11 protein-coding genes and 1 pseudogene are annotated in these 12776 nt (G+C 46.9%); 3 read left to right on the top strand and 9 right to left on the bottom strand.

Annotation, left to right across the window (positions count from 1 at the left end; all coding sequences use genetic code 11):
• Positions 1–18 precede the first annotated feature (18 nt).
• Both GO755_RS27015 and GO755_RS41575 read right to left on the bottom strand, forming a co-directional pair.
• Entirely contained in the window at positions 19–1065 is a 1047-nt protein-coding gene (locus GO755_RS27015; RefSeq protein WP_157588430.1) for an alpha/beta fold hydrolase, read from the bottom strand.
• Positions 1038–1712: pseudogene (locus GO755_RS41575) on the bottom strand (tyrosine-protein phosphatase); the annotation flags it as partial. The gene GO755_RS27015 and the pseudogene GO755_RS41575, both read right to left, overlap by 28 nt.
• Before the next feature lie 196 nt (positions 1713–1908).
• Between GO755_RS41575 and GO755_RS27005 the strand changes: the two are divergent.
• From GO755_RS27005 to GO755_RS26995, 3 genes are read left to right on the top strand one after another with little or no spacing between them, the layout of a single operon-like run.
• Positions 1909–2706 (top strand): WecB/TagA/CpsF family glycosyltransferase, encoded by a 798-nt coding sequence (locus GO755_RS27005; RefSeq protein WP_157588429.1) that lies wholly within the window; start codon positions 1909–1911, stop codon positions 2704–2706.
• 30 nt (positions 2707–2736) lie between these two features.
• Positions 2737–3651, top strand: coding sequence for a glycosyltransferase family protein (locus GO755_RS27000; RefSeq protein ID WP_157588428.1), 915 nt, complete (start codon positions 2737–2739; stop codon positions 3649–3651).
• Entirely contained in the window at positions 3648–4847 is a 1200-nt protein-coding gene (locus GO755_RS26995) for a glycosyltransferase family 4 protein (RefSeq protein ID WP_157588427.1), read from the top strand. The genes GO755_RS27000 and GO755_RS26995 overlap by 4 nt, the downstream gene beginning before the upstream one ends.
• On the opposite strand, the gene GO755_RS26990 is transcribed toward GO755_RS26995, so the two are convergent.
• The 7 genes from GO755_RS26990 to GO755_RS26960 form a co-directional block, all read right to left on the bottom strand.
• On the bottom strand, positions 4844–5560 hold the full coding sequence (locus GO755_RS26990) for an acyltransferase (RefSeq protein WP_157588426.1): 717 nt from the start codon (positions 5558–5560) through the stop codon (positions 4844–4846). The two genes, GO755_RS26995 and GO755_RS26990, sit on opposite strands and share 4 nt — an antisense overlap.
• 83 nt (positions 5561–5643) lie before the next feature.
• On the bottom strand, positions 5644–6393 hold the full coding sequence (locus GO755_RS26985) for a glycosyltransferase family 2 protein (RefSeq protein WP_198174942.1): 750 nt from the start codon (positions 6391–6393) through the stop codon (positions 5644–5646).
• Entirely contained in the window at positions 6390–7742 is a 1353-nt protein-coding gene (locus tag GO755_RS26980; RefSeq protein WP_157588424.1) for a hypothetical protein, read from the bottom strand. Before GO755_RS26980 ends, GO755_RS26985 begins: the two co-directional genes overlap by 4 nt.
• Positions 7739–8335 carry an acyltransferase gene (locus GO755_RS26975; RefSeq protein ID WP_317165966.1) on the bottom strand — a complete coding sequence of 199 codons (597 nt, stop codon included), beginning with the start codon at positions 8333–8335 and terminating at the stop codon, positions 7739–7741. The genes GO755_RS26980 and GO755_RS26975 overlap by 4 nt, the downstream gene beginning before the upstream one ends.
• Positions 8336–8363: 28 nt before the next feature.
• On the bottom strand, positions 8364–9725 hold the full coding sequence (locus GO755_RS26970; protein ID WP_198174941.1) for an oligosaccharide flippase family protein: 1362 nt from the start codon (positions 9723–9725) through the stop codon (positions 8364–8366).
• Positions 9726–9747: 22 nt separating this feature from the next.
• Positions 9748–10410 carry a sugar transferase gene (locus GO755_RS26965; RefSeq protein ID WP_157588421.1) on the bottom strand — a complete coding sequence of 221 codons (663 nt, stop codon included), beginning with the start codon at positions 10408–10410 and terminating at the stop codon, positions 9748–9750.
• A gap of 12 nt (positions 10411–10422) precedes the next feature.
• Positions 10423–12771 (bottom strand): GumC family protein, encoded by a 2349-nt coding sequence (locus tag GO755_RS26960; protein WP_157588420.1) that lies wholly within the window; start codon positions 12769–12771, stop codon positions 10423–10425.
• Between the last annotated feature and the right edge of the window lie 5 nt (positions 12772–12776).

Below are 12776 nucleotides of genomic sequence, written 5' to 3'. Positions count from 1 at the left end.
GCAAGATACATCGCTCTTTCACTCTTTCGTTCTTTCGCTAGTTAAAAACTCAATCACCGCCTTCGTAAAGGCATGATTTGAATCTCCGGCAACCATGTGGCCAGCGTTGGCAACGCTCACACTGTGTACGTGCGGCACGGCATCCAGAAATTCGGCCATGACTTTTTCGCTGACCACATCACTGATACCTCCGCGTACAATGAGTGTGGGTATTATGAGTGCCTGAGCAGCCTTATATAACCGTTCTTCATTTTGAATCTGCCTGGAAGGATCAGTTGTTTGTCGCCAGACGGCCAGCATGGTCGGGTCCCAGTGCCAGTAATAGCGCAACTCGCCGTCAGGGCTTTTTCGTAAGCGTAGATTCTTTTCCAGGCGGCTATTATCGGATGGGCGCGACCGATGAGGGAGATAGGCCGCAACAGCTTCGGCGGCTTCGTTTAAACTGGCAAAACCGTCCTGATTGTTACTCATAAAGGCAAAAATTCGCTCAATGCCTTTTTGCTCGGTTCTGGGCGCAATGTCTACCAATACAATGGCTGTGCAAATGGATTCAGTACCAGGCAACCGTTCTCCTTCCGCAATCAGGGCTGTCATGCCACCCATGGAAGCTCCTACAAGAGCTGGTTTCTGATCAAGTTGAGCAATTACGGCGCGGAGATCACTGGCCAGGTAATCGATCGTATAATGGCCTTCTGGCGACCAATCGCTGTCACCGTGTCCACGAGCATCAAGCGCAATTGCGTACCAGCCAGCATCGGCTAGCCATCGGGCCGTGTCGCCCCAGGAATGCCTCGTTTGCCCACCACCATGCAGCAGTAGTACGGGCGGATTCGCTGGGTCACCCCAGGCGTCGGCTGTTATAAAAAATCCGGGTTCAGTTTCAAAACGTAGCGAATTCATACAGTATAGAAGTAAACGGTCTATAGCTGACCTTATGTAGTTGTGAGCTCCTGATTGCGAAGGGGTTGCTGTTGCAGAAGTTGATAGTCGGCCGAAGTAATTAGTTTGCCAAACAAGTCTAGGTCGGCAGTACGATGCATATCCGACCCCATAAAATCGACCCATTTGTTCGTTAACAAACGATGCGCCTGCGCCTGTACCCGACGGCCATATCGTCCTGTCATCGAGCCCCAGTTTAGTTGAAACAGACAACCCGCCTTGCGCAATTCAGCCAGCGGTTTCAGGTCGGTATGGTAATACGTATAGCGTTCAGGGTGCGCCAGCAGTGGCTGGTAGCCCTGGGCCAGTAAGTGAAAAATTATTTCGTTTACGAACCGTGGAGCTGCCGCCCAGCCGGTCTCAAAGAGTACGTACTTCTGCTGACCGAAACTCAAAAGCTGATCGGCGCGGAGCAGATCCAGGAATAAATCGTCGAGTAAGTACTCGGCAGCAACATCGATTGTAATGGGAATCTGGTGCTCAGCTACTACATCTCGCAGCATTGTCTGACCAGCGAGCAGACTGGCCTGTGTATTTGGGTGCCAGTCCTGACTAACGTGGGGGGTGGTAATAACCCGTTGAATACCCCAGGCCGATAGCTGCTTCAGGCAGGTGAGTGCGTCTTCCAGACTGGTTACACCATCATCGACGCCCGGTAGCAAATGCGAGTGAATATCCGTTTGCCAATAACAGGTGGGTTGCAGGGGCGGAGAAGCGGGCTGATTCCTGACGAGCGCACGCAATTGACTTAGTACTTGATTGGCTATATTCATTGATGGGAAAGACACAAGCGATGTCAGATGGTAAACGCATCCGGTTGTAAATGTACAGCAAACTCGTTTGGGAAGGGTCAAGAAGTCCAGGCTTCCTAACGAGTTAAGCATATTGTTGACATTTCCCTGATCTCGTCAATGTTACTTCTTCCTGATTTTTCGTCTATTAATACCCGACGATCATTCGGGTTTCGCTATGTCGCTCTCTACTGAGTCCACGTTATTACCGTCGCAGGCTGGTCGGAAGACAGTTATTAGTCTGGAGTTGGTGCTCATAGCCTACCGTCAATTTATACGGGAGATAATACAAACTGCTCAGCAACGCCAGTCTGGTTATGCGTGTTTTGCTAACGCACATATGGTTGTTGAAGCCGTTCATGACCCGGCCTTTGCCAGCATGGTCAATGTTGCTACCTGGACAACCGCCGATGGAGTACCTCTGGCCTGGGCACTCCGTTTACTATATGGGATTCGTCAGGAACGTATTACGGGGCTCGATGTGCTGCCTACACTACTTCAGGAAGCCGCCCAGCATGAAATACCTGTCTATTTCTATGGTTCGACGGCAGAGGTACTCAACACCTGCGCCAGTTTTTGCCATCGTCATCACCCTGATCTGACTATTGCGGGCATGTACGCTCCGCCTTTTCGACCGCTCACGCCCAGCGAAGAAGCCGAAGTAATTGACCGTATCAGGTCGTCGGGAGCGGGTCTGGTTTTCGTGGCGCTGGGCTGCCCAAAGCAGGAAAAATGGATGGCCGCCCTGTCGAACCGAATTCCGGCTGTGTTGCTCGGCGTAGGAGGGGCATTGCCCGTAACGGTGGGGATACAAAAACGAGCGCCACGCTGGATGCAACTCGCTGGTCTGGAGTGGTTGTATCGCTTCGTTCAGGAGCCACGCCGTCTATTCTCGCGGTATTTTATCACGAACTCACTGTTTGTTTTCTACCTCACCAGGCAATGGATTCGTCAATTGCGTCAAACTGGAAACTAATACATCCTATATCATACACCATACATCTGCATGCCTGTTCCCATTGTTTTATTTGCCTTCAAACGCGCCAACGAACTTGAACAAACACTTACAGCCCTACAGGCCAACTACTTAGCTGAAGAAAGCGATCTGTATGTTTTTGTCGATGGACCCCGGCCCCAGCAAGTCGATGAAGTGGCTAAAGTGGAAGCCGTACGGGCTGTTCTGGATAAACTGACGGGATTTCGAACGATTCATCGGGTATATCGGGAAACGAATAAGGGCTGCGCTAATTCGATCATTGAGGGCGTTACTACTGTTCTGCAAACCCATCCGTCGGTCATTGTGCTGGAAGACGACATCGTAACCAGCCCAAACTTCCTGAATTATATGAACCAGTGCCTGGAACAGTACGCCGAAACGCCGAAAGTCTTCTCGATCGGTGGGTATACGTTCCCGTTTCCGCGTCCCGAGGGCTATCAGTCCGATGTGTATTTCTTCGGACGAACCTGCGCCTGGGGCTGGGGGATATGGGCCGACCGCTGGCAGCGAGTGGATTGGGAACTATCCGATTTTGATACGTTTATAACCGATGAATCTGCGTGTCAGGCGTTCAACGAAGATGGTCAGGACCGGGTTCGGATGTTGACGCGAGCCAAAACGAAGGAAATTGACGCCTGGGATATTCGCCTGTGCTATAGTGAGTTCAAAGAGGGTGGCGTAACGGTGTATCCAACGGTTTCCAAGACAATCAATATAGGCATCGATTCCGTGGATTCGACCACTGAGGTTGTCTATAATCGATACAAAACAGTGCTGGATCGGAGTTCGTTTCGGCGATTTCATTTACCAGAAGAGGTGTCCGTTCATCCTGAGTACGCCCGACGGTTTCGGCGAAAGTTTAGTAAATCAGTGCGGGCCTGGAACAAGCTGAAAACCTATCTGATGTCAGGAAGGAAGCAATGACCATACGCGTATTGCTCATCCATAATTATTACCAGCAGGCGGGGGGAGAGGACACTGTTTTTCAACAGGAAGCCGACCTCTTGCGTGAACATGGACTAGCTGTCGAAACGATTACATTCACCAACGAAAGCTTCGATGGAACGGCGTTGAGCAAGCTGGGTGCAGCTACCCGATCACTATATAATACAAAATCGGCCAACCGTGTTAAGCAGGCAATTGACCGATTTCGACCCGATGTCGTTCACATTCACAATCTGTTCTACACCGCTACGGCGGCTGTCATTCGGGCGGCTAAGCAACGCGGTGTGCCCGTAGTCATGACCGTTCATAATTACCGTTTGGTATGCGTGAATGGCCTGCTCATGCGCGAAGGGAAGATACCCTGCGAAACCTGCCTGTCACAACTAGTTCCCTTAGCAGGTATTCGCCATGCCTGTTTCCGCCAGTCACACCTACAATCGGCGCAGCTAAGCTTTATTACGTTGCTTCATAAACTAACGGGCATCTGGCGTAGCGTTGATCGATTTGTTGTTTTAACGGATTTTGCCCGCCAGAAAATTCTATCGTCGTCACTCCGTCTTTCGCCTTCCCAGGTGGTGGTTAAACCGAATTTTGTTCCAGATGTAGGCTATGCAGATCCCCGGCAACGGCAGGATTATTTTCTGTTTATTGGTCGGCTATCACCCGAAAAAGGGATTAGTACGCTGCTGGAAGCGGCCCAGAAAAAAGTATTCAGGCTGAAAATCATTGGTGATGGTCCTTTGAATGAGGACGTAAGTCGCGTAGCCGCTACGTTGCCACATGTGGAGTTTACGGGCTGGCAGGATCGGTCTACAGTGCTTGAAGCGCTGAAAACCTGCCGTGCACTTATTGTACCGTCGGTATGGTATGAGGGGCTACCAACGGTTATTCTGGAAGCATTTGCAACCGGTACACCTATTATCTGCTCCGATCAGGATAACCTGAATCAGATTGTAGTGGATGGGAAGACAGGTTTATTATTTAAAACCGGCAATAGCGACGATCTGAATCGAGTAATTGACCGTCTGAGTCAGCAACCTGAGCAGCTTGAGTTGTATGCGCAAACTAGTCGCCAGGAATACAAGCGTTATTCAAAGGAAGCGTCCTACCAGGCCATCATTCGTCTTTATAATGAATTAAATCGAGTGGAGCCTGTTGGTAGCTATTTGCTCTAAACCTGGGCTGATGGTTCGTAAATACGGTCACGATTCCAGGTTATGTGTTCTCTCAGAATTTTTGCAGGATTACCACCAATAATAACTCCTTCCTGATCGAATGATTTTGTCACGACCGACCGCGTGGCTACGATTGAATCGTTTCGGATATGCACGCCTTTCAGTATGCTGCAATGAGCTGCAATCCAGACGTGATCGTCAATGATCACATCGTTGGCGTAGTTGATTCGCTGTTGGGTCACCGCATCCAGAATGGAGTGAGAGTCACCTGTCCGTACATCAATATCATAGGCGAGTAAGCAGTCTTTTCCAATCTGGATGGTAGAGCCGGGTTCCGTAACGGCAATATGCGCATCTTCGATCTCGGTGCGTTCCCCAATGCGAATTTCGCACCGTTCATCTTCAACCCAGAGACTGCCCCCTCGTTTGAACTGAGCCTGTTTAGCGATAAAAATGCGATTTGAATTGCCCCTAATGTAGAACGTGACTCCGTTGAGCCGGGCTCCTTCTTCAATAATGATGGTATTATACCGACCGATAATATCGGCCACACAGTTCACACAAAAAGCCGATCCATCAACAGTGATCTTGTTTTGTTTCCCCCGAATCTTTTTCGTTAGTGTTGGCTTTAACAACGACCCTGTCTGAATGACTAAGGCTAGTTTCAGTAGTATTGGGCGCTGTTTGATGAATGCCTTGATTCTCTGTTTCATAGCGGAGTTATCGACAAAGAGAGTGGATTAGGTTTTTCGACAACTCCTTCATGTCCGAAACTGGTTAATGGTGATGGTAGCCACTACCAAATTTCTTTAGATTTAAGCCAATGTATTACTTTACTCACCTTGTTGTCTCCTAGCCAATATTGGTAATCAGCTAAAATTCTTGGTGGAACATACGTATTCAGAATTTTCAACAATTCAGCTTGTGATGACGGATTTGGCTTCGAACTAATGCCATTCATATCATAGTAAGCCAAAAAATCGTCTAAATGCTTACATGAACAGTTACCCATTATTATGGCTTTAATCCAAAATTCATAATCGGAGTGAACCCTGTTTTTCTCATTGTACAAACCATATGTGTCAAAAAGACTGGTTTTTATCAACGTGGATTGATGGTTAATGTTCCTTTTGTAAAAACTAAAAAGCGTTAATTCTTTGGGGTAACGCAATTCTTTTGTCCTGGTTATAGTGTAGCTTAGATACGTATTGCAGTAAAAAATATCAAAATTTTTACAAAGGGGTAATATCCTGTTTAGCGCGCCCGGTACCAGCCAATCGCCGGAGTTCAAGAATAAACAATATTCTCCTGTTGCCTCTTGAATGCCCTGGTTCATGTTGCCATAAATGCCTCTGTTAGACTCTGATGCCCAGTACGTTATCTGGTCAGCATATTGTTCGATGACAACTACACTGTCATCAGTTGAGTTACCATCTATCACAATATATTCGTAATCAGGATTTTCTTGGCTGACAACGCTCTCTATGGTTTTCCTTAACCCCTGTGCGTTGTTATAATTTATTGTAATGATGGATAGCTTTTTCATAAACCTAAAAAATCGACGCCGTTTGTATAGCGGGAGGGTCTGGCCCACCGAATGACGAGATGCAAATAAAATAATACGCATAACGAGCCAGCGGTAACCGAGCTTTGTCCAAACACAGTCAGCATCAGCAACGAAAAAATAATGGTGAGCAGGATCATATTGGATTTCATTTGGGTCGCTAGCATGGCATAGGCAACATAACTGACCATATACCCGAACACAAGCATAATGATCAGTCCGTAGAAATCATAGGCGAAGTACAGCTCTGAAATCAGGCCCGTACGAATCCCCATTGTATTGTCTGGGTCAAAGAGGGTCATAAACGTCATCGCACTATCCTTTGTAACCAGGTCCGCTTTATTGATATCCGCAACGTTCAGAATGGCTGAATTAATCAGATTGGCCAGTGTACTCGCAGTCAGATCATACCCTGGAATTTCACCTGGTTTAAACTCGTTTACGGCTCGAATATATTCCCGAAACTCAACACCCATTGGAAGTCCTTCTCTGGCAAATTGAGAGGCTGAACTACTACCCAATCGGAGGTTTTGTAAGCTAACATAAAGTACTGCTGCGACAAGGATCATGATTACAGATCGCAGGTTGATGGTAAACTTGCCCGCCATGATCTTCTCATAGAAAAAGATGGCGCTAATCGAGATCAGCAGGAACAAACGCTTACTGTCAATCGACGTAATCAGAATGGCCAGGATCGTCATCAAAAGCCAGACTATCTTTTCTGGTTTTCGGCTACTCTTTAGAAAGCGTTCGTATAGCAAAACTGCTGAAACGCAGTTGAAGAAACCGAAATTATATACGTAGCCATAATTGATATGGTACATTTTTTCGGTAACATCACTACCGGAAAAGATGGGTATAAAACCGACATTTCGAATGAAATCGACAAACCAGATGAGCGGAAAAAGGAGGAGTGGGTATTCAAACCAGGTCAAATCGTGGTAGAGTAAATAGCCTTTTTCCTGTCCCTCCTCTGTTCTCGTTGGGAATACGTAGTTTGTATCATGAATGAGCATGCCAACACTCATGGCAATCAGGAAGATATTGTAAATGATACAGCCTTCATCCATAGAGATGTAATAAGGATTGATGGCGTAGTAATTCAATATTTTAAATTCGCCCAGGTAAAGCCACAGCATCCAGAATGTCAAAAAAGCTTTGGTAAAGCGATTCTTAAGATGAAATAGGATGAAGATGGGTACGATTAAGAGCGTATGGCTCAGTAAGGAGGGATAGATAAAATACTCGTTGTAGTTGAACACCGCCCGATAGACTAGGGGAGTAAGTTGCGCAACCAGGCAACAAACGATGATCAGCAGATATTTTTTCATGATCCTGCGTCCGTTGATAACTCTTTAACAAACCGTGCTGGATTGCCCGCCCAAATCTGATTGGCCGGAACGCTCTTTGTTACTACCGAACCGGCGCCTATGACTGCATGATGGCCGACGGTCACCCCTTTGAGTATCGTAACGTGAGCACCTATAAAAGCACCATCTTCAATACGTACGGGAGCCGTGGCCGCCAGCGCATTGTCGGCATAACCTGCCCGCTGATTCGCATCCAGACTATGAAAGTCTGTATCATAAATGACCGTGTTGCCGCCTATGGTCACATTGTTGCCAATCGTGATTGACTCATGGCATATCAGAGCCGTGGCACTCATACCCACATGATCGCCAATACGAATTTTACCCCCCAGATTCGCAATGAAAAAACAGGGTTGTTGCCTGCCAATCCGGTTGTTATAATTCATGCCGTTGATCAACACAAAAGACTCGCCTACAACCATTTGGCTGCCATCCATAATGTCGATAACCGGAACGCCATAGCTTCTCATTCCTTTGCCATAATGCACTCCATTCAGGTAAAAATACAGATGAGTTATCAGCCGCTGGACTGCCTGCCAAATCCGTCGTTTCACAAACCGAACCGTTCTGTAGACAAGTCTGCTAATCCTGAAGAGCATAATTCTCGGTTTTATGGCTCAATGAGTTCATGATCTGACGGTATTGGCTTATACACACGACCAGCAAAAAACAATTCCAGAGTGTACCGGCAATAACTACACTGGCTGGGCCAGCATCAGTAAAATGAAAAAGGACATAATTGAAGGGGAAGTAGAGCACAATACCGATCAAGGATGTCTGGACAAGTTTTTTGATCTGCCCCACTCCGTTGATGAAATAATTGTAATTGCTCAGGAAAATAAAACTGATGACATAGGCCGTCAACCAACCAGAAAGGCTGGTCGGGATCTGAATCTTCGACCCTATCCAGAGAGAAAATAGTGGCTGGGCCACGGCCAGCATCAATAAAGCCAGCCCTGCCATGGAAGCACAGATTAGATTGAGCCGCCGGATTGTAGACTGAATCCAGACGATATCCTGTTTGATGTAGGCATCAGTAAAAGCTGACCAGTACGGTGTAATGAAGATGCCATAAATGAACGGTAAAACACTAAAGTATTTGTTGGCAATACTATAAGGGGCTACGCTATCTGAACCCAGATAATAGGAAATGAAAAGCCCGCCAGACGTAAATACAATGATACTGACGAGTTGAAGAAAGAAAAACTGACCACTGATCGTCACTAATTTCCGGATTAACGAAACGTCTATATAGCTTAAGCCAGGGGCTAAACGAGTATAATCAGTACGAAAAAAATAGACAGAGGCTCCCCCAAATACCAGCACGGGTACCAGATTGTAGATGTGGGCAATGACTAATAACGATTCGTTCAGGAAGATTGACGCGAAATAAATCAGAGCGATTACCGCCGTGTTGACGATTAGTAAAATCCAGGCTACGGCTGCCGCTCGCTGATTGGCCAGCAAAATCGACGTGATTGGTTTCAGCAGGAGTTGTAGGCTGAAACTGATAAGTGTATACGTAATGATGGTATTAATGAGCGCAGGCTGGTCGCTATCAATATTGAGGAGGGTTGTCCAGTCCAGAAAAAAATGAATGGCTCCAAAAATGACACAAAGTACCAGCGCAAACGCACCCGAAAGAAAATACAGTGTACTGACGTACTTTTTGGCCTGCTCATGATCTCCCGTATCAAAAAACAGCACTAAGCTGTTTCTTAACCCGTTACCAAAACTTACATCGACTAAGCTGAACCAGCTAGTCAGAAAGGTAATGGTCATCCAGATACCAAAATCTTTGACACTGATATACTGAACCGTGAGTGTAACAGTCAGGAAACCAATCACCACGCCTGCACCTTTCAGGAAAATCGACTCGATTACGTTTCGATAGACGATCAGACTTCGGGCATCAATGCGTTTTAGATTAATAAATTTAACCACAAGCAGGATAGGTTAGTGAATGTTAGTAGGCGTCCGTGTTGTTGGTGAACATCGCTCTAATTGTTCGAAGACATAGGTAGATATCAAGCACAAAAGATGCCTTCCGGATGTATAGCAGGTCGTAGCGAACCCGGTGTTTCATCATCAAATTATAACTGATGCTGCCCCGGCAGCCGTTAACCTGCGCCAGACCCGTAATACCGGGACGAATGCCGTATCGGAGGGGATAGTTTGGGAGAGTGAACCAGTGCTCTGCATCTAAATCGAGTGGATGAGGACGGGGACCTACCAGACTCATATCGCCCAACAGTACGTTCAGAAACTGTGGTAGTTCATCCAGGTTTGTCCGGCGTAATAGCCGCCCCAGGGGCGTAACCCGGGGATCATTTTTAGTAGCTGGCAGAAAAACGCCCTGACCCGATGTATACATCGTTCGAAATTTTAAACACCGAAATTGCCGACCGTTTCGACCCGACCGAAGTTGTACAAAAATCATAGGCCCCGGTGAGGTAAGGATAATAGCGATCCCGATAAGCGGAATCATCCAGCTTAGAAAAAAGACGATGATCAGACTACTCACAACCAGATCAACTACTCGTTTGGCTGGATAACCTATTGAATAGGCTGCAATGAGCTGGGCTTTTCGTTTCTCAATCCCCTGGGTTTTGATTGCCTCGGAAACCATAAGATACCAGAATTAAGTAAGGTTGAACCGACTGAGAAATGTCTTCTTTTTCAGCACTTCTTTGGTCTGATACGCTTCGCTTTTGTAACCACCATAACTATAATAGCTGGATGCGTCGTTCTGTACAGCATTGAGTATGACATTAAGTTTGTTGAAACGTTTCTCCCGGTATAGCGACTCTAGCATTTTCAGGCAGTTCTTTGGCGTTACATCATGCCGAACGATGTAAAGTGTTGCATCGGCATGCTTCGCAATAAGTTGGGCATCAGTCACTAAGCCAATAGGTGGGGCATCGATCAGGACGTAATCAAAGTGTTTTTTTAAGTCAAGTATAAGCTGCTGTAGCCGGGCCCCAGTTAGTATCTCAGATGGATTAGGGGGGAGCGCTCCACTGGTGATAATGAAGTAATTTGTTTTGTCAGGTATTGGCGTGACAATCTGTGCTAAGGCTATTTCGCCGGAGAGGTAGTCACTCAGTCCAGGTCCATCGGGCATATTCAGCGATTGGCGAAGCCGGGGCTTACGCAGATCCATTTCCAGAATCACAGTACGCATACCCACTAATGCCAGACTAGCACCGAGATTTAATGAGATAAAGGACTTCCCTTCGCCCTCAATGCTAGAGGTGAATAAGAGTACCTGACTGCTTTCCTGGCTACTACGCAGATAGTTGAGGTTTGTCCTCAACATTCGAATCTGTTCAGCAATAACGCTATTGCTTCGGTTGGCAACGACGAGTGCTTCCGACTGCTTTTTCTTGACGATCTCACCCAGAATAGGAACGTGAGTGCCTTCTTCTACGTCAGATCGGTGCATAACGCGGTTATTGACCAGATCGTATACGCCTAAGAAGATGGCAGGGAGCGCCAAGCCTGCCAGCCCAAACAGTAGATAGAGTAAGGATTGATTGGGTTTTATGGGCTTTGCATCCGTAAGAGCGGCATCAATGACGCGGGAATCTGATATAGCCGACGCGTATGAAACGGCGGTTTCCTCCCGTTTTCTCAGCAGGTAGGTATATAAATCATTTTTAATGGCCTGTTGCCGGGTAATGTTCAGCAGAATACGTTCTTTGGCCGGGATCGTTCGGATAACACCCTCTATTTTCCGGTTGTTGGCCATAAATTGCTGCCGGGTTCCGGACAAAATTTCACGCATTGACTCAATATTCTCGGAGATATTGGACTTGGTGGTACGGAGCTGGCTATTAACGGTTTGCAGGAGTGGATTCTGCTCCGAAGTTGTCCGCATTAATTGATCTTGCTGGGCTTCCAGTTTCGTGAACATTTCGAAAAGCCCAAGTAAGGTAGGGTCACTTAAACCGAGCGTTGCGGGTGTGCCGCTGCGGTGTTCGGGTTGACTATACACATACTTTTGAATGTCGTTCAGGGCCTGCAATTGAATATTGACCTGACTCAGTTCCGTATCGTTTTGTTGAGCACTTTCCAGAAAGCCTTTAGCCTGTACGCCCAGATCGGTAATGCCTTCCGAGGATTTATAATTTTCAACGCCTTTCTCAACGGTTTGTAATTCGCCTGATACTAGCTGTAATCGATCATCAATAAAATTCAGTGTATTTGATGCCACTCGATTCTTATCGAGCACCGAAGCTTTGGTGTACAAATCGATCAGTCGATTTAAAATGGCTTCGCCTTTATCAGGTACTCCGGTCTCAATCGAGAGCATAATGACTGTCGATGCTTTGCTCGTAGGTTCAGCTTTTAGCACCCGTAAATAGGCATTAGCGGTCTGGCTGCGTGGCGCTACTTGTATGAACAACGGCTCGGTGCTGGCCGATACTGTCTGGCGGGGAAAGAAGCGCAGGCGCCCCATGGGTGTCTGGACGCTGGTATTGAGTAAGTACAGCTTATCAGCGACCTTAATAGTATTCGCATTGATGAACTCGACCGTAAAAGGCTTGTCCTGATACAAAGCACTGGTGGGTTGCTCAATGATAAGTCGGAGGGGAGATTGCTGAAACACCTCCCGCCGACCGTATTGGGTGTTGTGGAAATACGTTACATCGAGCCCAAGTTCTTTCACCACCTGATTCATCAAGGTGTGTGATTTGAACACTTCGATCTCGTTTTCGACTATTTTTTTAGGGGCGAAAATTTCCAGATCCTTCAGGATATTGTCGGAGTCGAGGCCCTTTTTTTCATCTTTGATTAATAAACTGCTTTGACTCAGATAGATTGGTTGCTTAAACTGTAGATAGAAATAGGCGGCCATCAGCATTAGACCGAGGGCAATCAGGAACCAATACCAGTGACGGACATAGCGAAGCAGCGTTGTGCGAAAGGTGCTATCTGCATCCATCACCTGGTAGGGTACGTATGAATAGTTGGATGAAGTAGACATAACGG

This window comes from Spirosoma arboris, from assembly GCF_009754945.1.
GTDB lineage: Bacteria > Bacteroidota > Bacteroidia > Cytophagales > Spirosomataceae > Spirosoma > Spirosoma arboris.
The sequence above is the reverse complement of the archived record's forward strand: the minus strand, read 5'-3'. Positions and strand labels throughout refer to the sequence as shown.